Raw genomic sequence first — 23678 nt, forward strand, 5'->3', positions numbered from 1 at the left:
AAAATTTCGCTAATTTAACCTTCTTCTTTTTTTATAAAACATATATAAAAGGAGAATTTGAAACCTCCAACCTGGAACTAAATTAAAACCCATTTGGGTCTTAGAGGAAGAGAGTCTTTCCCTAAGTAAACCTTCGTTGGAAATTTATTTCCAAAAATAGGGTTCAAAACCAATGCCCTCTTCTCGGCATTTAAACGATTTCCGGATTCTTCTCGTCTCTTCTAATCCAATCGTACGTTCTTGACTCGGTACCCTTCCGCTTAGAACCTGTTCCCAGGGTTCATACATCGCGTCTCCCGCTGATTACCCTCATTCCAATTAAGGTTATAGTTATAATGGATTTCGCTCTTTCAGACGATCAAAAAGCGCTCAGAGGTCTTGCCAGAGATTTTGCAAAAAATGAGATCCGCCCAAAAGCGGAACATCATGATAAAACGGGAGAATACCCTCTTCAGATCTTGAAAAAGGCCTGGGAAATCGGCTTAATGAATATCCATATTCCGGAAAAATATAACGGAGCCGGAATGCACGAATTGGATGATGTTATCATCGGAGAAGAATTATTCTGGGGTTGTTCTGCGATGGCGACTGCTATCCTTGCAAACAACTTGGCATTAGCACCGGTTTTGATCGGAGCAAGTGACGAAGTCCTAAAAAAATGGGTTCAGCCTATGACTGAACAATTCCAACTCTGCGCTTATGCAGTTACTGAACCTGGTGCAGGTTCTGACGTTGCAGGTATCCGCACTACTGCAAGAAAAGTTGGAGATGAATATATCATCAACGGTTCCAAAATGTGGATCACTAACGCAGGTTATGCGGATTGGTTTTTCGTTCTTACTAAAACTGATCCTGCAGCGGGTCACAAAGGTATCACAGGATTTATAATTAGTTCCAAAACTCCTGGTGTGGTCGTTGGCAAAAAAGAATTGAACATGGGACAAAAATGTTCCGACACCAGAGGAATCACTTTCGAAGAAGTGAAAGTTCACAAAAGCCAAATGATCGGTAAAGAAGGCGATGGATTTAAGATCGCAATGGGAGCCTTCGATCATACTCGTCCGGGTGTTGCGATCGGAGCGGTTGGCGTTGCAAGAGCTGCCATGGAACATGCATTAGAATATGCTAAAACTAGAACTGCATTCGGCAAACCTATTGTAGAAAACCAAGCAATCTCTTTTATGATCGCTGAGATGGCGAGAGATATAGAAGCAGGAAGACTTCTTTGCCACCAAGCAGCTTGGTTAATCGACAACGGTTTCAGAAATACATACCAAGCTTCTATCGCTAAAGCATTCTGCGCGGATGCATGTATGAGAATTACTACTGACGCAGTTCAAGTATTAGGTGGTTACGGTTTTAACTCTGAATACCCAGTAGAAAAACTGATGAGAGACGCTAAAATTTTCCAAATTTATGAAGGAACTTCTCAAATCCAACGATTGATCATCTCTCGTTACCTAACAGAAGGTAAAGGGATAGAAGGACCGAACCTCTGAAGGAATTTTCCTTAACATACGAAGAATTCCTGGAGAAAACAAAATCCGGGAATCTGATCCCTGTTTTCAAACAAGTCTTCTTGGATTTGGAAACCCCGGTGTCTCTTTTTGCAAAATGGGGAGGCACCGAGGCCAAACATTCTTTTCTTCTAGAATCAGTAGAAGGTGGAGAGAATGTTGGTAGGAATTCCTTCTTAGGAAAAGATCCTTATAGATTGCTCTATGGTAAGAACGGTCTATTCTATGTTTCTAAAAGAAAAGAACCTGAAACTGAGATAATCACTTATGATCCGTTATTCCTATTAGAATATTCTATGGGAGACGACAAATACGTTCCGGATCATAGACTTCCTTCTTTCCAAGGAGGGGCAGTAGGCTTTCTCTCCTTTGGCGCTGTCCGTTATTATGAAAATATTCCGGATACTAAACCGGAAGATGAACCGGCTCCGGACGCATACTTCGCGTTATACGACGAGGTTCTTGTAGTAGATCATGTGGATCGTCTTTTAAGGATCGTTGTAAATGCTCGTCTTTCAGAATACGAAGATCCTAAAGCTTGTTACGAAGCTACATTAGAAAGAATTGATGCAATCGAAAAAGAGATCAGAGAAGGAGAACTTCCTGGTTGGGTCAAACATCCGTTAGAGTCTAAAGAGAAATTAGAATACACTCCTAATATTCCTGACGAAGATTATAAAAAAGCAGTTCAGAAGGCTAAGGAATATATTTACGCAGGAGATATATTCCAAGTAGTTCCTTCTAGAAAGTTGGAATTCCGACCAGGTGTTCCTCCTTTCCAAGTATATCGCGGATTAAGAACAGTAAATCCAAGTCCTTATATGTATTTCCTCAAGCTGGATGATATTTCCTTGGTGGGATCTTCTCCTGAGATTATGGTAAAATGTAAGGACAGAAAAACTTATTTAAGACCGATCGCAGGAACAAGACCAAGAGGAGCAAATCCGGAAGCGGATAGACTTTTGGAAGAAAATCTTTTGGCGGATCCCAAAGAGATCGCAGAACATATCATGCTAGTTGACCTAGGAAGAAATGACTTAGGTAGAGTTTGCGAAGCTGGAAGCGTTCGTGTAGAAGATTTTAAAATTATAGAAAAATATTCTCACGTTATGCATATCGTAAGCCAATGTTCCGGCATCTTGGAAGAAGAAAAATCGGTTTACGATCTTCTCCGCGCCACTCTCCCTGCAGGAACGGTTTCTGGTGCACCTAAGATCAGAGCTATGGAAATCATAGACGAATTAGAAAGGACCCGAAGAGGAATTTATTCAGGAGCCTTAGGTTATATTTCCTACCAAGGAGATACTGACATGGCGATCGTGATCCGCACTATCTCTTTTTACGGAGAGAAGGCATTCGTCCAAGCAGGCGGTGGAGTGGTTTATGATTCTTCCCCTGAAGGCGAATTAGAAGAGACCAAAAACAAAATGGCTGCATTACTCCGAGCTGTTGACTTCGCAAGAAACGGATTGAAAGGAGAATGGAATAGATGATCCTTCTCGTAGACAATTACGATTCTTTTACATACAATCTGTATCAGTATTTTTCACAGATAGGCAATAAGGTAGAAGTTTTCCGCAATGATAAGATAGATCTGAGCGAGATCAAAAGATTAGCTCCGAAAGGTATTATCTTAAGTCCTGGTCCAGGACGCCCTGAAGATTCAGGAGTTTGTATTGATATTTTAAAAGAACTGGCGGGACAACTACCGATCTTAGGTGTATGTTTAGGTCACCAAGCCATTGGTCTTGTCCATGGCGGAAAGATCGTAAACGCTCCGAATATCATGCACGGTAAAGTAAGCTTAATAGAGCATGATGGTAAAGATATTTATAAGTCCTTACCTTCTCCATTTTTAGCTACCAGATATCATTCTCTTGTGATCCAACCAGAAAGTCTTCCTGATGTATTAGAAGTTTCTTCTAAAACGGAAGATGGAATTATCATGGGAGTGCGTCATAAAACAAAACCGCATTTATATGGAGTTCAATTCCATCCAGAGTCTATCATGACTCAAAACGGATTGGAACTGGTGAGAAACTTTTCTCGAATCGTGTCAGAAGCATAAAACAAATGAAAATTTTCTTCCGCTTAATGAGTTATTCAGTACGTTATAAGTACAGATTTTCATTAGGTATTGCGTTCGCTCTTCTAACCGCAGTCTTGAATGCAGTTTCCTTAACTTCTATCATTCCTCTTTTCGATACCATGGCTGCGGATCCAAACACTCGCTTCCAATTCGAATTCACGGAAGCAGAACAAGAGATCATCGCTAAAGAAGAATCTAACTTAGAGATCCGATTAAACCCGGTAGAAAGAGCTAAGAAAGTCCTTATCGATGTTAAAAGATGGTCTAACGGACGCACTAAATATATGGAACCTAAGGAAGTGGTTTGGGCGGTTTGCCTTTTAATCCTTCCTCTATATGGACTTAAACTGATCACATATCTTGCTTCTGTGTATTGTCTTGCTACCGCAGGCTATTGGGCCGTGCGGGATATACGACAGGAATTATTCGAGAAGAACCAAATGCTCCCTCTTACTTTTTTCTTTAAGGAAAAAACGGGACTTTTGATGAGTAGGATCATCAACGATGTAGAAGTTGTGGCAGCGGTAATCTCTTCTAATTTTAGAGATGCTACGATTAACTTTTTCTATGTGATCACTCACCTTCTAGTATTACTTTATTTGAATACGGAACTTCTTCTTATCGCATGCGGAACTGTTCCTTTGATCATTTTACCAGTGACATTATTCACTAAAAAGATCACAAGATCCACAGAAAGATTCCAAGAAAAACTCGCAGACTTGAACGCGAACCTACAAGAGATGATTTCTGGAATTAAAGTGATCCGTGTTTTTAATACTGAAAAATACGAAAAAGAAAAATTCCAGAAGATCAATCAAAACGTTTATCGTAGGAATTTTAAAGGACAGTATTATCTTCAGATCGCGCCTAGCTTGGTAGAATTAACTTCTTCTTTAGTTGCTCTTGGATTTTTTGCTTTAGGTGCAAGATACATTCTCGCAGGAAATATCGGCTCTCCATTCACCGTTGGACAGTTCATGGTATTCCTTCTGACTCTTCTTTTTCTTCTCCGCCCATTAACACAACTATCACAGATGGTAGGAAAAATTTCCCAAGCGATCATTGCTGGAAGAAGGATTTTCGAGATCATAGATCTAGAAACAGAAGATCATAGCGAAGATGAAAAAGTAAAAGTGGAAAGAGTCACAAACTCTATCCAATTCAAAGGAATTAACTTTGCTTATCCTGGAACAAACGCAGAAGTTCTAAAAGACATCAATTTGAATGTGAAAGTAGGAGAAACAATCGCAATCGTTGGAGCAAGTGGCTGTGGTAAATCCACATTGATGGACTTAATTCCTAGATTCTTTGATCCAAGTGTTGGATCGATTGAGTTTGATGGGCAGAATATCAAAGATCTTTCACTTGCTGATCTTCGTAATAAGATAGGGATCGTAACCCAGGATATTTTTCTATTTCACGGAAAAGTCGCTGATAATATCGCTTACGGAAAACCAGGAGCGAGTAGAAAAGATGTAATCAGAGCCGCAAGGCTTGCTCACGCTCATGACTTCATTAAACAAATGGACAATGGATACGATAGTATCTTAGGAGTGAGAGGTTTAAATCTTTCCGGTGGCCAAAGACAAAGGCTTGTGATCGCAAGAGCATTATTAAGAGATCCTGAAATTATGATCTTAGATGAAGCAACATCTGCATTAGATGCTGAGTCAGAAAGACTGGTAAGCGACGCATTCCGCAGGTTATTCGCAAACCGTACTACATTTGTGATCGCACATAGACTTTCCACGATCAAAGACATTCCACGTATACTAGTAATGGACAACGGAAGAATTGTAGAAGAAGGAAGTCATACTTCTCTAATGGAACAAAATGGTCTTTATCGAAAACTAACAGACAACCAATACGCTGGAGTGGGGATGTTACCTTGAAACCATTAGTTCTTGTAGTGGACGACAATGATCGTTATGCTAATAATCTAAAAACTTATCTCCAAGAAAATGGATGCGAAGTTCTTCGTGCAATAGATGCATCGCAAGGTTGGGATCTTTATCTCGCGAATAAACATAAACTAAAAGCTATCATCACTGATATCACAATGGAAACCCAAACCTCAGGTCTTTGGATGATCCGTAAGATCTACCAAGACGGATTCGATGGAATTAAGGTGATTGCCACTACCGGATTCGATGTTTCAGGAGTAATGGCAATCAGCAAATATTTCCTGCCTTGGTTTGCAGGTGTAGAATATATGGTACCCAAGGTTCCTCTAAAAAAAGGAGAAGTTATACTTCTTCCTACAAGTGGAGTCTTCACAGATTTTTTAAGCAGACTGAAAGTTTAAAGCCAAAGATTATACATTCTATTTTTATTATGTTCGGAAATTGAAATGGTTTCCGGCTGTCCATTTCTTACAATAAAAGCCTGGCCGTCTGATTCCAGATCCCAAAGTTTCCCCTGCAAAAATACATTGATCCCGTTCTTAAATCCGGATCTAACAGCTCTCGTTTCCAATGCATATTTTTTCCAGGCCTGCCCTTCCGTGATCCTTCCAATATCCTTTAGATCTACGTCAGAGGGATTTTTTGCTCCATTATATCCTGCCCAAGACTGATCCCAAACTGAAGTCTCTCCTCGATTGATATAAGAAGGAACAGCAATAAAATCCGCACCGGATTCTTTTAAATTCGAGTAAGATTCAGGATACCAAGAATCAGCACAGACCAAAACCCCCAATTTTCCTGCAGGAGTATCTATGACAGTTCCAGGTTTTGAATTGGAATCTAAGAATGGTTTCTCCTCTTCTGTTAAAAACTTTTTACGAATCGGCTCGCCTAAAACAGAACCATCCTTTCCAAATACAAAGCTTGCATTAAATAAAGAAGAAGAACCTAAAACAATTTTTCCATTTTGAATAGAAGGAGAAGGTAATACAATAGAGCCAGCCAAGATCGTAATTTGGTATTTTTTCGCAAGAGCAGAGAAGGTACTCGCATAGATTTCCTTCATCTCTTCTGCTTTGATCTTAAATATAGCCGCCTGAACCTTATCATCTTCTTTAGAGGTAAGAAGATGATATAAGAATGAAAAAGGATTTCGAAGAATGAAGTAACTCATTCCAGATTGCAGGTCTGGAGAAGTATATAAAGATGATTTTTCGCCTGAAACAACCAGCCAAGTGCCATAATATTCCGGAAAAACGAAAATTGCCTTATCAGTTATCCATCCAAGCTGTTTTGCATTTTTAAGATAAGATTCAGTCTTCTGTAAGAACCTAGTATGGCTTGAATAATCACCAGGAATCATAAAAGGTTCTACTCCTATCAAGTTTCCTCTGCCAGAATCCTTTCCATAAGAGTAAGAACTGGTCCGAAGAACCTCCTCTTCAGGAGAATTTCCTAAAAAAGAATAAGCCCAAATCAAATATGCACAAACTAATAATAGAATACTGTAAAACGAATATCTCTTCATGCGACCTCTTCTCTTTATACCAAAAATACTTTATATTTTATTAATATATTGTAAACAAACGTTCATTCATTTAAACATTTCAAACACTAAGATGAATAATCGTAAGCAATAATCAAACACAATTAACGAACGATTGTTAACTAACTTATTTAACTAACAAATGTTCATCAGCATAATAATTATACATTCATATTATAAAATAGGAAAATAGATATGTATAGCATTTGTTACATCTTATAGAACAGCGTTCGCACATTACGATTTTGATTTTATTAAGCGTAAAAAATTTTTTTCTTGAAATCAAAACGTAAACTCTTCCATTTCAAATGAAATCTTTATAAATGAAAAAAATAAAAATGGAAGGGTCAGTAAATGAAAACGAATTATTCAAGCGGAGCTTTGTCTTCTGAACAAGTATCAACTATCTTTAAAAACCTTTCCGCCCAATCTGCTAAAACATTCGTAACCTTTGGTGGGCAAGGGATAGATCCTATTCCTGAGTTACGTTCTTTCTATGAAGAGGGCCATTCCTATTCTGAATTTTGGGAAACTGTCTTTTCTTCCATCGAAGAAGAATGTAAAGCGATCCATAAAGACAGACTGATAGGAGCATTACCTTTAGGTTTTCATTTAAAGGATTGGTTGGATCAACCAGAACTAACTCCAGACCATTCTATCTTAAAGAATTGTTCTTATAGTATTCCTCTTATCTTTTTAGCCCAGGCTTCTGCTTTATACAGAGTTCTCCAAGATGAATCTAATTGGGAGGCTCTTTTTAACGAAACTTCTGGTATATTCGGTCATTCCCAAGGGGTTTACGCAGGATTCTTATTATCTTCTTCTCCTGATAAAACTACATTCTTAACAAATTTATCTCTTATACTTAGAAATCTAATTAGTTTAGGAATTCGAGTCCAAGAAGAATTTCCAATTTTAGAATTGGACGTTTCTGCTAAAAGGCTTTTGAAACCGGATGAGATTGTTTCTCCTATGGCAGCCTTAAAATCAGAAAACGATTCCTTATTAACGGAAGAATTAGAAAAATTTAATTTAACCAGAAGTTCCGAAGACACAGTATATTTAGGTCTGAAGAATGGACCAAAGGCTCGAGTAGTCTGCGGATCGCCAGAATCTTTATTAGAATTCAGAAGTTTCCTTACAAATAATAGTTTCCCTAACTTGGAATCTTGGACATTCCTAAAAATTTCTGCTCCATTTCATAGCCCTCTCTTAAGAAGAGTTCCTGTACTTTTAGAAGAAGATGTCAAAAGAATTGGATTCAATCCGAAACAATCTGATCTAAAAATTCCTTTATACGACACAAGAGACGGAAGGGATCTCAGAACTGAATCAGATATTGCACTTGCATTATCCAGAATGGCAGTTGCAGAAATATTAGATTGGGAAATCTGCTTAGGAAGTTTAGAAAAGGAAGAAAGCAAAGTTTTACTGATCTCTTTCGGACCAGGAGTAGACGCAGAAAAATTATGCTCTCCTATCTTAAGAGGAAAATCCTATATAGTTCGAAATTTAAGCAAATCAGAATCGTATAGATCATTTACCAAAGAGACTAGTTTAGAATTTCCTAAATCATGGAAAGAATTCCAACCGGAAACTGTTGAGCTCCCGAATGGAAAAGTTTTCTTAAAAAACAATTATTCTGTTTGGACAGGAAGAGCTCCGATCTTCGGAGGAGGTATGACTCCTTCTACCGTTGAACCTGAAATAGTTATCTCCGCTGCAAAAGAAGGATATTTAGTAGAATGGGCAGGTGGCGGACAAGTAACCGAAGAATTATTCAGAAAAAGAATGGATGTGTTTCGAAAGGAATTACCTCCAGGAGTTGGCATAGTAATCAACCTTTTATACTTAGATGCTTATTTATGGAATCTACAAGTTCCATTAGTTAAAAAGCTCAAAAGTGAAGGAGCACCGATCGAAGGAGTTACCATCTCTGCCGGTATTCCAGAAGCTGAAGAAGCAATTCGAATATTAAAAGATTTCGAAGCTCATGGGATCTGGCTAAATTCTTTCAAACCCGGAACCCAAAAACAGATCCGACAAGTGATCTCTATTTCAAAACAAATACCGGATTCAAAAATTCTAATGCAGATAGAAGGCGGAGCTGCAGGAGGCCATCATAGCTGGGAAGACCTCGAAGAACTAGTCCGCTCTACTTATAGTGAGATCAGAGATTGTAAAAATATCATCTTAGCAGTCGGAGGGGGAATTGCGGAACCTCAAGATTCAAAATCTTGGTTATTCGGAACCTGGGCTGGAAAAAATCCAATGCCAGTAGATGCAGTCTTCTTAGGCACAAGACTCATGGCCGCAAAAGAATGTGCTACATCAGAAAAAATTAAACAAGCTTTGGTTGATATCTCAGGATCTGAAAATTGGAAAACAACCCAAGAAGGAAAAAACGCAGGAGGAGTAATCTCGGGAAGATCAGGACTCGGCGCTGATATTTATTACGCAGAAAATACGTGGACTCAACTTTCCTCGCTAGCAGAAGAATTAACAAAGGGAAAAGAAACAGAAGAAGCTAAAAAGGCTGTTATATCCAAAAAGAACGAATTAGTTTCTCTAATCAATTCTACTTCTAAACCTTACTTTGGTGTTTTAGAAGAGATGAGTTATACTCAAATTCTTTCTAGATACTTAGAACTAACTTGTCCCGGACAAAGATTAATTTCCCCAGAAGGAAATTGGCCGGATCATCCCTTTATAGATAAAAGTTTCAGAAGCAGATTTATAGAATTAGCGCAAAGATTCGAAGCCCGCATCTCAGAACTATCAGATCAAAATTCTATATTAGAAAAAATAGGTTCGGACTTTGATCCAAATGTTTTTCTAAACGAATGGAAGAATAGGTATAAAAACGCAGATTCAATTCTAATCTTACCGGAAGATATAATCTTCTTCTTTGATGTTTGTAGAAGACCAGGTAAGCCAGTAAATTTCATCCCAGTCATTGATGAAGACTTGGTAAAATGGATCCGTTCCGATTCTCTTTGGTATTCTCACTGCGTAGGTATCGAGCCAGATTCTTGTGCTTGGATCCCAGGACCAAAAGCTATCAAAGGAATTCATAAAGCAAACGAACCAGTCTCGTCTATCTTTCAAAATTTTCTTCAAATTAATTTAGATAATTCTAAATCTAAAAAAATTCATTGGGAAGATCTATTCGATTCGGATTCTCAAGGTAAAAAAATACTGAATTTTTTCCAAGAAGAGCAAATTAGAAATAATTCGGTCTCTATATTCGAAAATATTGATATAAATTCAAATGATTGGATTATCTGTTTAGCAGAATTAGGAAAAGGATTCCTAAATGCTCTATTAAAATCTCCCAAAATCGGACAAACCTCATCTGATCTCAAACTATTCTTTGAACCAAGAGTTGGGAGAAAATTTACTTGGGAAACAAGTAACTCAGAAGAATTGCTACTGCTCCAAATCTTAGAAGAAAACAAACTAAAAGTAGAGTTAAAACTTTCGGAAAAAGATTCTGCTGAATTAAAACTATTCTTCTACGATCCTAAAGATGGAGCCGCTATTCCTTTCCAAAGAAAGTTTTACTCAAGCAAAACCTCAGGAACATTTATAGAGGAAGATCTTTCATTTAGAGAAAAATCCGGCTTAGATCTATATTTGAGAACATGGGGATTGGATCAAAAAATTGATCTGAATTCTTCTAAAAATATTTCTCAAGAATTAGAATCCGAGATTGTAATCGATAAGGAATCTATTTTAAATTTCAGGAAAGCAATCGGAGAATTAAGAAGAACAGATCTAAAATCAGATCCAAATCCTCCTCTCGGAATGAGTACCGCTTTTGCTTGGAAAGTATTACTCTCTCCACTATTTACATTAGAAAATAAGAATTTATTTAGACTTTTACATTTCTCCCAAAATTTCCAATGGGAAAAAGAAACAAATGATTTGGTCCCGGGAGATAAACTAAGATCTAAAGCAAGACTTGCTAAAGTTCGCAAATTAGGCTCAGGACAAGAAATCCAAATCTTGGGAGAAATTTCAAAAGAAGGAAAGAAGGTCTGCTCTTTCCAAACTGGGTTTTTGATCCGAGATGTGAATTCCAAATTTGAAGAATTCGATTCTTTACCTTTTGAAAAAACTATTCTTATCAAATCGGAAGCGGAATCCAATCTTATAAATTCTATCCCTTGGATTTACAAAAAAGAAGATCAAGAAACCAACTCAGTTGGATATAAATTAAAATTCACTTCTACGAATCGCCTTGTTCTGTCTTTGAGCTCAAACCAGGAACTTCATGCAATCGAAGGTAAGATAGAAAAAGTTTCAGGTTTTCATCTAGAAGAATGGGGAAAATTCAAATTAGAAGAAAAAACCACTGTTGGAATTCCAACATCTTTTGATCGATTCTTCTTAAATCTTACAGAAGCAGATCAAGAAATTCCGCTTACAAAATCCTACAAGATCATATCCGAAACCTTTTATGCACCTTCTGATATGAGTGAATATTCTGCGGCTTCCGGAGATACAAATCCGATCCATACAGATATTGATTTTGCAAAATATGCAGGCTGGAAGGATAGGATCGTTCACGGACTCTGGACTTCTTCCAGAGTAATTAAACAAATCGTAATGGATACATGCGAAGGCGATCCATCTAGATTATCTTCTTTCGAAGAGATATTCGAAGCTCCCGTATATTTAGGAGAAGAATTACTTTTAGAGGCAATCCATGTCTCTCAAAAGAAGGGATCTCAAATTCTTTCGGTCAGTTTAGAGAATAGAAATGGAGAAAGAAAATTAAGCGCGAAAGCAATTGTTTCTCCTAAAAAGACGGGCTATGTATTCACAGGCCAAGGTTCTCAATCCCAAGGAATGGGAATGAAACTCAGAGATGAGTTTCCAGAAGCCAGAAATGTTTGGCAAAGAGCAGAGAACACTACAAAAGATGAATTAGGCTTCTCTCTTTTAAAAATTGTACAAGATAATCCAACCACATTGAAAGTTGGGAAAAAAGTTTGGAATCATCCAAAGGGTGTTCTTCATCTCACTCAATTTACTCAAGTTGCTTTGGTCACTAAGTCTATGGCAGACTGGGAGATCTTAAAAGAAAGAGGGTTTCTAAATCAAGAAGCTCCGTTTGCAGGACATTCCTTAGGAGAATTCTCCGCTCTATCTGCCAGAGGATTTTTAGGATTAGAGAATGTGATCCGAATCGTGTATGGAAGAGGACTAACAATGCAAAGTCTCGTTCCAAGGGACAAAGAAGGAAGAAGCCCTTTTGGAATGAGCGTTGTATTAGGAAATCGTCATGTAGGCTTGGACGAAGAAACTATCCTGAAAGTTGTTGCGCAAATCAAAGAAGAAACAGGTCTTCCTTTGGAAGTGGTCAACTTAAACATCCGAGATAAACAATATTCTGTGACGGGTGATCTTAAGGCTCTCACTGAAATGGAAAATCGTTTTAAAGAGATCGTAAGAGGCAAAAAAACTACAATTCGTCTGGAAGGAATCGATGTACCGTTCCATTCTAGAGTATTAGTAAACGGAGTTGCAGAATTCAGAAAAACTTTAGAGGCGAATGTTCCTCAAATATCAGGTTTCGAAGAATTGGATGGAAAATATATCCCAAACCTGGTAGCAAAACCATTCTCCATTGATAAGGAATTCATAAAATATGTTGGAGAAGTTTCAGGAAGCCCGATCCTTGAAAAAATCTTAAAAGAAAACCAGAAACTTTCTAATAAAGAACTCAGAAGGATTCTGTTGATTGAGTTACTTGCTTACCAATTTGCAATGCCAGTGCAATGGATCAAGACCCAGGATCAATTCTTCCAAGATCTGAAAGTCCGAAGATTGATCGACCTTGGAGCCAGAGGAGATCTTGCAGGTATGGCAAGGCAGACTCTGAGAGAAGTTTCGGATCCTTCTTCTTTTGAAATCTTACATATAGAAGAAAATCGGAATATAGTTTTTTCAGAATTAGAAGATTGTGATACGGCTGAATTTTCAAAACTCAGAGAAATTCCAGAACCTATAACAATAGAATCTCCAATTGCAAAAGCGGAAATTAGAACCGCTCCAGCGCAAATTCAGGATATTGTCCAAGAATCTCAACAATTCGGCGGAGAAGAAGCATCCGTAAATCTCACTAAAAAAGATGCATTATTCGTATTACTTTCTTTGAAAGCAGGAATTCGACCGGAAGAAATTTCAGAAGATGAAAACATAGATACTCTTTTCGGAGGAAATTCTTCCAAAAGAAATCAGGTAATGGCAGATCTAGGAACCGAATTCAAAACCACAAGTTTAGATGGAGCTCATGAAAAATCTTTAAAAGATCTGATAAAATCTTTAGAAGAACAATCTGGATACACTCAACCAGGTCCTTATCTCAGAACTTCATTCGAAGAAACTTTGAAGAAATTTTTTCCGCCTGATTTTGGTAGAACTGAAGTATTCAAATATTTAAAAGAGGAAAGAGGATTAAGCACTTCTGGAATTTTCGCCGTTAGCATTTTTCTTCCTTTATATGTAAGAGAAGGAGAATCATTACGAAAAGGAACATTGAGTTCCATCGCATTAAACTCTAGGATTGGAAATTCTAAAGATGCATCCAAATGGTTGGATAAAGCTGTAGATATATTTGCTCAGTCCAAAGGGATAAGGATTGGAAAACTTTCCGCAAACAATTCAAGATCAGGCGGAGGTGCGAAAGTAGATGCAGCTGCCCTGGAAGAATTAGAAAGAAAGTATTTTGGAGCAGAAGGAATTTTTGGAAAAGCAATCAAGAATTTCCAATCAAGACTTTTAGGAGAAGATCCATTTTCAGAATTCTTAATAAAGGATCTAAATGTTCTACAAGAAGCTAGGCAAAAAATCCAAGCAGAGTCCGCACCTTCTTCTATATTTGAAGAAAAGAAAATTGTTCGTTTTTCGAATTCGGAACAATGGGCAAAGAAAAAACTTCTTCAAGGTTTAACTAAACTAAGAACTGGAACCTCAAATAATTTCAGTCCAGAAGAAGAACGATATTTTGCGAATCATGCAAGTCCTCTATTATCTCAGGTCCTAAAATACTGGGACCAAATTCTGGAGAATGACAAGATCCAATTTCCGGAAGAAAAGAAAAATTTAGAAACTAAAAGAGAATATTTAAGATCACTTTCTTCTAAATGGGATCAAAATAGAAACCCTATCTTTTTCACGGAAAACTCTGTATTACGTCCTAAACTAGAGATTTCTGAAGAAGGTAACTTAAACTTTAAGGAAGTAGAATATTCTACTAAACTAAAGGATTTTTTCCAAAACAAAATTTCAATCGGAACGAGTAAGGATCAAGGCGCGAGCTGGAAAGAAAATCAGCAGGAAACTGAGTCTATTCTAAACTCAATTTTACGTTCTTCAAGCGAAGGAATTTCCTTTTCAGGTCTTAAAGTTTTAGTTACAGGCGGTGGACCAAACTCGATCGCATTAGAGACTGTATTCGTTCTGCTCGCTGGCGGCGCGGATATTATTCTAACCACTACTTCTTATTCTTCCGAGAAAGTTAAGTTTTACAAAAAAATATTCCAAAAGTACGGAGCAAAAGGTGCTTCTCTCTCTTTAGTTCCATTCTCTCAAGGATCTTTCGACGACATACGTTCTCTATCAGAATGGTTGGTCCAAAAAGATTGGGAGCCGGATGTTTTAATTCCATTCGGCGCGGTTGGAGAAGAGAATACAGGATCACAATTGGATGATTCTTCTTTAACATCTTTGAGAGTCATGCTGCTCGGTGTGGAAAAACTGATAGGCACTCTAGGAAGAGTAAAAAACACACCTACGGAAACTTCTCCGCTTCATGTGATCTTACCTCTTTCACCGAACCATGGAATCTTTGGAAGAGATGGAATGTATGCGGAAACTAAATTGGGCCTTGAGACTTTGTTCCGCAAAAAATTCTCAGAAGAAGATGATTGGGGAAAACATACAAGGATCCACGGTTGTGTGATCGGTTGGGTAAGAGGAACAGGCCTCATGGAAGCCAACGATCTTGTAGCTCAAGCGTTGGAAGAAAAATCTGGAGTGCTTACATTCTCCAGAAGAGAGATGGGACTTCTTTTAGGAAATTTAATCCACACCTATGTGTTCCATTCTTCTGAACAAATTACTAAGGCAAACTTCACAGGCGGTTTGGATTCTCAAACTGATCTTGGAAAAACTTTAGGAAAGATACGTGCAGACATTCTTTCAGAAGCAAAGATCAAAAAGGAAACCTTCTCACTTAAGAGCAAGGTCCTATTAGAAAAACAGGAAACTCGCTCAAGAGAATTTTTACCTAAAGAAGTATATAAATATCCTTCTATCCCTTCTCAAGCTAAATTAAACGAAATAGGACACTTAAAAGAATTAGATTTATCTAAAACGATTTGTGTTGTTGGTTTTTCAGAGATCGGACCTGCGGGTAGTTCCATGACCAGATGGGAATTGGAAAAATCGGGAACACTTTCTTTAGAAGCTGCACTCGAACTGGCTTGGATGATGGGTTTCATCAAATACCAAGCTGCAGACAAGGGAAGAAGTTGGACTGATTCCGAAACTGGAGAAGCAGTCGCTGAATGGGAAATAAAATCTAAATATGAAGAAAAGATCTTAACCCATACTGGAATTCGAATTATAGATAAAGAGTCAGTAGGTTTCGATCCTTCTTCATTATTCTCGTTTGTAGATGTAGTTTTGGAAGAAGACTTCTTCATTCCTGTTTCTAACTCAAAAGAAGCAGAAGAATTTAAGAAAGCAGAACCAGAAGCTACAGAAATCTATCACGATTCCGAAAAAGACAAATGGTTCGTAAGAAGGAAAAAAGGAAGTACAATCAAAGCAAGAAAAGCTTCCGACTTCAATAGAAAAGTTGCAGGACAAATCCCGAAAGGATGGGATCCCGCAAAATACGGACTTACAAAAGATCTAACCGCTCAAGTAGATCCGATCACAGTATATAATCTTTATTGCACATGCGAAGCATTCCTACGCTCCGGAATGGAGCCAATGGAATTGTATAGATTTCTACATCCTGGACTCGTAGGTTCGACAGTTGGCTCTGGTATGGGGGGAATGGGAAAACTCAAAAGAATGTTCCATGACTTCTTACTCGGAAAAGAAAGACAGCATGACGCGTTACAAGAATCACTAATTAATGTTACGACGGCTTGGGCCCTTACCTCTTATGTAGGTGGTTATGGTCCTGTCCAAACTCCAGTCGCTGCTTGTGCCACTGCAGGAATATCTTTAGAGATGGCTGCAAGTTTGATCAAAGAAGGTAAAGCAGGCTTTATGTTAGCCGGCGCATTTGACGATTTCGCGATGGAAAGTTTAGTAGGATTCGGAGACATGCAAGCCACCGCAAGCAGTGTGGAAATGTTGGAACAAGGCATCGACCCGAAAGGAATGTGCCGTCCGAACGATATCAGAAGAGGTGGATTCGTAGAAGCACAAGGAGGAGGAGTCGTTCTACTCGCAAGAGCAGACTTAGCTTTAGAAGCAGGACTTCCTATTTATGGAATCTTGGCTTATGCAGGTTCCAAAACAGACGGTATCCAAGCTTCCATTCCTGCACCAGGACTCGGACTCTTATCCTTAGGAGCAGAATCTGAAAAAGAAAAATCTCCTTTAAGAAACGCGTTATCCTCTTTTGGACTTACTGCTGATGATATAGGAGTCGCTTACAAACACGATACTTCTACAAAAGCAAATGATAAGAATGAAAACAAACTTTTGTATAATTTATTATCTAAGTTAGGTAGAAGTCCAGGAAATCTATTGCCTGTAGTTTCTCAAAAATCTCTTACAGGACATTCCAAAGGCGGAGCCGCTGCATGGCAAACAATTGGGATATTACAAACTTTGGAAGAAGGTATCGTAACCGGAAATCGAAACCTGGAAGAAGTAGATCCGGACATGAACGATTATGAGTTCATTACATTTACGGATGAAAGTATTCCATTCGGAAAACATAATATTAAGGCCGGAATGTTAACCACATTAGGCTTCGGACACGTAGGTGCACTTTGTCTTTTCGTTCATTCGGATTATTTCTTAGCAGCACTTACTCCAGAACAAAGGGAAACCTATCTGAAATTGAGAAGAAAAAGAGAGATCACCAACCGAAACAGATATCATGAGATAAGAATGGGTATAGGAAAACCTATGTATGAAAGACATACTAAGTCTTATTTCCAAGAAGAAGAAATCGGTATTCTTTTAGATGCAAACTATAGATCCAAACAGGGAGAGAAAAAATGAAATTAGAATCACAAACTCTTCCTAACTTTGAATCTGTTACCAGTCCTTATGCTTCAGTTGGAGTAGATCTTACTTTTATTCCAGAGTTCAAAGAAAGTTTGCAGGATAAGGCAACCTTCTTCTTTAAAATTACTTTTACGGATTGGGAAAGAAAGAAGGGGCAAACAAAACCCGAAAACCAAAGAGCAAGTTTTTTTGCAGGAAGATACGCAGCAAAAGAAGCGCTGATCAAGGCCTTAGATGGGTATCGTTTGTTCCAAAAACCCGATCTATCTGTAAACTATTCTGAAATCGAAATACGTAATGATGATTATGGCCGTCCGTATTTTCGTTTTTATGGAAACTTTGAAACCTATCTAAACAATTTAAAACCGAATTCTATCCGGTTGAGCATCAGTCATACGGGGGATTACGCATTTTCCGAAGTCCTCCTGATATTTTAGGAGAAAGCGAATGATACCAACAAGAAAACCAGAGCCAGATTCATTTACCCAAGGAATATTAAGTATTCCTGAAATAGATTCAGTTATAAAAGAATTAAAAGTCCTAAATCCGAGACGCTCCGAAAAGAAAGAAATTTTACCGGAAAGAAAAGGTATCCTTAAAAAAGTACTGATCGCAAACAGAGGAGAGATAGCAAAAAGATTTTTTTTAGCCTTAAGAGAAGAAGGTATTCGTTCTGTTGCTGTAGTAACAGACCCGGACCGAGAACAATCCTGGTATGAATCCGCAGATGAGATCATATATATAGGAAGTTCAGATAAATATACAAACTCGCAAACGATCATAGCTGCGGCTTTACTATCTGATGCAAATGCAGTTTATCCCGGATATGGATTTTTGTCAGAAGATTTCAAATTTGTAGAATCTTTAGAGGAAGCTTCTCTAATATATAAAAAGAATATAATATTTATGGGCCCCAAAGCTTCAGTGATGAGGAAAGTAGGGAACAAACTGGATGCTAGAAAATTAGCATTAGAGAATGGTATCCCTCTCTTATTAGGAAGCGGGCCAATCACTGGCGGAGAAGAGATAGCAATCCAAGAAGCAGAAAGGATCGGCTATCCCATCATGATCAAATTGGACAGTGGCGGTGGCGGAAAAGGAATGGTCATCGTAAGAAATTCCAAAGAACTAGTTCCCGCAATTGAAAGTGCAGTTCGGATCGGTCTCCAATCTTATGGAAACGGAACCTTCTTCTTTGAAAAATATGTAGAGAGACCTGCTCACTTTGAAGTACAAATTTTCAACTCCACCGCAGTCGGAATTCGAAAATGTGCAGTACAAAGAAGGAATCAAAAAGTCGTAGAAGAAAGCGGAGAAACTTTTTTAGACGATAGAACATTATTACAATTATTATCTTCGGCTGAAAAGATCGCTCATATCTCAGGTTACTCCGAAGGATGCGCCGCTGGAACTGTGGAATTCCTACTAGATTGTGAAACAGGCAATTTCGGATTTTTAGAAATGAATACCAGATTGCAGGTAGAATATCCTGTGACTGATCAATCTCTCGGGATAGATCTAGCAAAATGGCAAATTCTATTTTTTGACGGAAGAGAACAAGAGATACCTTACGACTCAGTAATCAGAAGAAGATTCTCAGATAGAAATCATTCTATCCAATGCAGAATATATGCAGAAGATCCTTTTCAAAATTATTCACCTTCTCCAGGAAAAATAAAAGATATAGAGCTGCCTACATTCAACGGAGTACGTTGTGATTTCGGATTCAGAAAAGGTGATAGAGTATTAGGCGATTACGATCCTATGATCGGAAAATTAATCACTACAGGAACCACAAGAGAAGAGGCGCTCCTGAGAATGGAAAGAGCGCTTTCTGATCTATATATCCGCGGTATCACTACAAATATTGAACAATTAATTAAACTGGTCAGACATGATCTATTTCGTTCAGGAGAATATGATAATTTAATTTTATCTAATAATGAAGAACTTACAAAAGCGGAGAAGGAATCAGAAGAAGAAGGTGCAATCATCTGCTCTCTTGCCGAATCTGTTTTTATAACAGAAATCAATCTTAAAAGATCTTTCAGAGATCGAGATCTTCCTAAACTACTTCATTCACAAGAATCTGAATATTCCCTTTACGAATTTGAATTAAAATCGGAAACAAAAACTTATAAGACACGTTTATTCAGAACTTCTATTTCAAGTTATAGAATTTTACTAAATGGAAAAGACTTCGGAACCATCGGAGTTTCTCTAAGCGGAGAATTAGGAGAAGAATTTTTAATAGACTTTGAAGGTAGAACAATCCCGGTACGAGTGGATCGTAGACCTTCATTCCATTTAGTAAGATTTCCAGACAAACAAGGAAAACTCAGATATTTAAGATTCTCTATTATTTCCAAAGACAAAAAGAATAATACATCCAACGAAGGAATATTACGTTCTCCTTTCCAAGGAACATTCGTAAAGATCTGCAATAACCCGCTAACGAATGAAACATGGAAAGAAGGAGAAATTATCGAAGAAGGAGATCCTATCTTAGTTATTTCCGCAATGAAAATGGAAACTGTGCTTACTGCACCCGTAGGCGGAAAACTTGGCTATCTATTAGAACACGGAGATAGGAACAAATTAGTCAGAGGAATGACTGCTTCCGGGATGGTTCTTGGAAAAGGACTGAGCGAAGGAGAAATACTCGCCAAAATAGAAACAGAACAGAAATCCGAGACAAAGAAAGAATTAGAAAATCATAATTCTTCCGGAGAATCTATCTGGGAAATCTGGCCTTCTATCGAAACAGATACTGAACTAAAACTTCCATCAATCCAAAAAACTTCAGGCTCAGATCTAAGGATTTTATTAAAGTCCTGGATATTAGGGACTTTCAGAGAACAAGACGCAGCAGAAAAAATAGATTCTATACTTTCTAATTTCGAATTTGCAAAACTTTCAGATTCTGAAAATCGACTTTGGGGAAATTTCTATATAGAACTTTTGAAATTCCATGTACTCGTAAGAAGAATATTTTCCTCCGATCCTGGTACAAAATTCTCTCATTATGGAGAAATACAAAGAGCACTTTCAGAATGGGATACAGAAGGATATAATCCACCAAAGACTACAAAAAAACTTTTATCAAATGCATTTCATTATTATGGAATAAAACCTTGGAATCCTCTTAGAAGGACTAAGAGCCAAAAAGATGCATTTATATTTTTAGTAAAAGCCTATGCGAATCTGAGAGAAGGAAAAGAGCTTACCGCAAAACTTTTGGAAATACTTTCCATTTACGCTCCACCTACTCCTTCTATTGATCTTGCATTAAACGGGATCTTGTATCTGGAAGAAAGAGAGAAGGAAAGCTCACTCGAAAAAACAGTCAGAAGAATATTAAACTCGAGAGGAAATCGTCCTCAAAAGTTTAAAGGAGGAGACGCGACCATTTCCAGAAAACATGTATTCGACTATGTACGTTTTCTGAAATCACCTTGGTCCTCCGTCTCCGAAGAAAGATCCGAAATCTTAGAAGAAAAATTCAAAAGATCATTTTCTGAAAACTTACCATTGATCCCAGAAAACTTTGATGAATCCCTCACATCTCAAATAAGAAAAAAACTGGAGTATTGGCAAACCCAAGGAAGTATCAAAAGATTATTCTCCCCTACTCCAGGACATTTTTTATATTTTCTGGAGACCGGAAAAGAAAAACAATATATACTCTTCTCCACTTTAAGTGCAAAACCTGGAACACAAACTTCTAGATTTGATCTGGAAACTACTGCAAAAATAGGAGCATGTATTTTACAAGGCTCTCAAATATTCAAAAAATTAGATATTTTTAGATTAGAAGTTCTTGTTTCCGGGTTTAAAGTAAAATTCGATCCGGGATCTAACGAAGAAGATATATTCAATTATAATAATATAATGGAATCAGCAGGTTCTGTTCTTCGTTTCTTTTTACATGGATTGTATAGCCAATTCACAATGGATTTCCTTCCGGAAAACACTGAAAAGACAGTTACACTTTCCTTCTTCTTTAAAGATGGAAAGCTTAGAATGGATATTGCTCATCCTAATGATCCAAGATTCCCTTATTGTATAGGAACAGATCCAAAGGACCTGACAGTTTTCCAAAAAGGAAAATGGCCCTTGGAATGCTGGGTCTCTGAGGTATTTGATGCGGATTCCACTCAGGAAATCACAATTCCTAGTATAGACGGACTTCTTAGAAAAAATCCTAAAACAGGCAAAGAAGAGATCTATTCTCCAGGTGCGAAAATATTCGAAGGAAAGATTGGCGGAAAACCTGCATTATGTTTTTTTAAAGATTCCAGAGTTGCAGGTGGAGCCACAGGAGATTTAGAAGGAAGAAAATATATAGCGGCAGCGTACTATGCTTATAGAAAAGATCTTCCTTTATATATTTGGAACGATGGAGCCGGAGCTAATATCAAAGAAGGAATGGTTTCTTTGAACAGAGCTGCAGAAGGATTTTTCATGAATTCACTTTTAGGAGCGGGCACCAAGGCATCAGAATTTAGAGCAGCAATTGAATCACATTCAGATCCAATCTTAAAGGAAGTATGTTCCGAAACTGAAAAAAAATACGGATCAGAATTCAGAAAATATAACTCTGAAGATAAACCCAATCTATGTTTCACTGTCGCAGTCGGAACGGGCTCATCAACTGGTTTGGATGTGTATGGCTCTTCCCAAGCATCTTTACAAGTTCTCTTAAATGAAGACGAATCTTATAGAGTTCTTACAGGATCTTCTGTGATTGAATCAGTGACAGGTGAGAAGTTCACCAATTACGAGATTGGTGGCGCTAAAATTATGGGGCAAGCTACTGGTACTGTGGATTTTGTTGCTAATGATAAGATCCAGCTCATTTGGATCATCAGAAGAATTCAGGACTCTTTATTGGGATGTAAACTTCCTCCAAAAGAAAAAAGCCAAAGAGCCATATCAGAAAATTGGAATGTTTTAGATGAAAACGACCTGATTCATCATTCCGAAAGTGGATTCTTTTTACCAATAAAAGAAAATTATTCAGGTTCAGGATCCTTAGTTTCCGGATTTATTCGATTGGGACAAACATCTGTGCTTTCCATGGGACCAAGAACCAACGACGGATTTCATTCTCTTCCATGCATTATCAAAGCAAAAGAATCTGTTCGGATCGCAGAGAAAACAAGCGCAAGTTTACTTTTAGTTTATGGAAGTAAATGGTTCAGAAGTTCCCATTTGGATGATTATGATTCTCTTAGACCAAGAAGAGACTTTCAAAAATCATTACAAAATTTCAAAGGGGCTTGTTTACATTTTGTTAAAAATCCTGAAGGACTTAGAGTCTCAGAACTCACTTCGAGTGCAGATGTATGGTTACTCTTAGAACCCAATGAAAAAAGTAAAACGTCCGCTCATAAAGAATTTTCGAATAAAAAAAGGTGGGCAACATTCACTTCTAAAAACGAATCAGAAGCTTACGAGATAATCAAAAAATTCTTCCATTTACTAAATCATAGAAAAGTTGAAAACTCTCCAACTAGCAAAACTGAGATCAAACTTCCGAAAGAAATTACAGTTTCCTATGATATGAAGGAAGAGATTGTTCATAAAATTTTGGATGAGAATACTTTCTTAGAATTTGGAGAATGGGACCCAGGTTCTAGTTTGATCACAGGACTCGGAAGAATACAAGGAAGAACAATTGCGATAATCGCAGACCAACCTAAAGGAGGAGGCTCTCCTGACGCACCAGGCACTGAAAAATTCAGAGTATTCACTGAGTTTGCAAATAAACACTCCATACCTTTATTAATGATTTCTGATGCTCCAGGTTTTGTTCCAGGAACAAAACAAGAAAGAGCAAGGATACAACAAATCGGCGGTGAATCCTTGGATGTAAACGTTCTTTCAGAGATTCCAGTAGTTTCTATCATCTTAAGACAGAATTATGGTGGAAGACAGATCCATGCATTCAGCGGATTCTTAAGACCTGGAATTGCTTACTATTCTTTAGCAGAAGCCACTCTTGCAGTGATGGGAGGCAACTCTGCATTTGATCTATTCCAAGGAGCAAAAGTTTCAGCCCTCAGAAAAGAAGGGAACATTCAAGAAATTGAATCTATCCAAAAAGAATTTTTTGAATCCTTCACTAAAAAATCCAGAGCAGATTTTGATGCAAAGAATACTGGAGTTTTAGATGGAACGTTCGGATCTGTTTCCGAATTAAGAGAAGTTTTAAAAACAGGTTTAGAAGAAGCAGACCTGAAACTTTCTCATTGGAGAAAAAATAAGAACAAATATTCCGAAGGTGAAGTATATCTCAGTACTTCTAACTCAGGAGAAGATTGGAAAGATCTAATCTTACCTTAGTTTGA

General features: G+C 37.7%; 9 protein-coding genes. 8 read left to right on the top strand and 1 reads right to left on the bottom strand.

Features of this window, described 5'->3' with window-relative positions:
- Positions 1 to 335: 335 nt before the first annotated feature.
- From CH362_RS00085 to CH362_RS00105, 5 genes are all read left to right on the top strand, one after another.
- Positions 336 to 1499, top strand: a complete 1164-nt coding sequence (locus CH362_RS00085) for an acyl-CoA dehydrogenase family protein (RefSeq protein WP_100708343.1) — start codon at positions 336 to 338, stop codon at positions 1497 to 1499.
- Between the two features lie 86 nt (positions 1500 to 1585).
- Positions 1586 to 3010, top strand: coding sequence for an anthranilate synthase component I (trpE, locus tag CH362_RS00090; protein WP_208859508.1), 1425 nt, complete (start codon positions 1586 to 1588; stop codon positions 3008 to 3010).
- A complete protein-coding gene (locus tag CH362_RS00095; RefSeq protein WP_100708345.1) occupies positions 3007 to 3585 on the top strand; it encodes an anthranilate synthase component II in 579 nt (192 codons plus the stop codon). Before trpE ends, CH362_RS00095 begins: the two co-directional genes overlap by 4 nt.
- 5 nt (positions 3586 to 3590) lie before the next feature.
- Positions 3591 to 5498: an ABC transporter ATP-binding protein gene (locus tag CH362_RS00100; RefSeq protein ID WP_100708346.1), complete on the top strand. Its 1908-nt coding sequence runs from the start codon at positions 3591 to 3593 to the stop codon at positions 5496 to 5498.
- A complete protein-coding gene (locus CH362_RS00105) occupies positions 5495 to 5911 on the top strand; it encodes a response regulator (protein ID WP_100708347.1) in 417 nt (138 codons plus the stop codon). The genes CH362_RS00100 and CH362_RS00105 overlap by 4 nt, the downstream gene beginning before the upstream one ends.
- Here CH362_RS00105 and CH362_RS00110 read toward each other — a convergent pair.
- A complete protein-coding gene (locus CH362_RS00110; RefSeq protein ID WP_100708348.1) occupies positions 5908 to 7038 on the bottom strand; it encodes a carbon-nitrogen hydrolase family protein in 1131 nt (376 codons plus the stop codon). The genes CH362_RS00105 and CH362_RS00110 overlap by 4 nt on opposite strands.
- Before the next feature lie 372 nt (positions 7039 to 7410).
- On the opposite strand from CH362_RS00110, the gene CH362_RS00115 reads away from it, so the two are divergent.
- From CH362_RS00115 to CH362_RS00125, 3 genes are read left to right on the top strand one after another with little or no spacing between them, the layout of a single operon-like run.
- Positions 7411 to 17319 carry a type I polyketide synthase gene (locus CH362_RS00115; RefSeq protein ID WP_100708349.1) on the top strand — a complete coding sequence of 3303 codons (9909 nt, stop codon included), beginning with the start codon at positions 7411 to 7413 and terminating at the stop codon, positions 17317 to 17319.
- A complete protein-coding gene (locus tag CH362_RS00120; protein WP_100708350.1) occupies positions 17316 to 17762 on the top strand; it encodes a holo-ACP synthase in 447 nt (148 codons plus the stop codon). Before CH362_RS00115 ends, CH362_RS00120 begins: the two co-directional genes overlap by 4 nt.
- A 10-nt stretch (positions 17763 to 17772) precedes the next feature.
- Positions 17773 to 23673, top strand: a complete 5901-nt coding sequence (locus CH362_RS00125) for a carboxyl transferase domain-containing protein (protein ID WP_100708351.1) — start codon at positions 17773 to 17775, stop codon at positions 23671 to 23673.
- Positions 23674 to 23678 lie beyond the last annotated feature (5 nt).

Origin of the sequence: Leptospira saintgironsiae (genome assembly GCF_002811765.1) — a bacterium.
Taxonomy (GTDB): Bacteria; Spirochaetota; Leptospiria; order Leptospirales; family Leptospiraceae; genus Leptospira_B; species Leptospira_B saintgironsiae.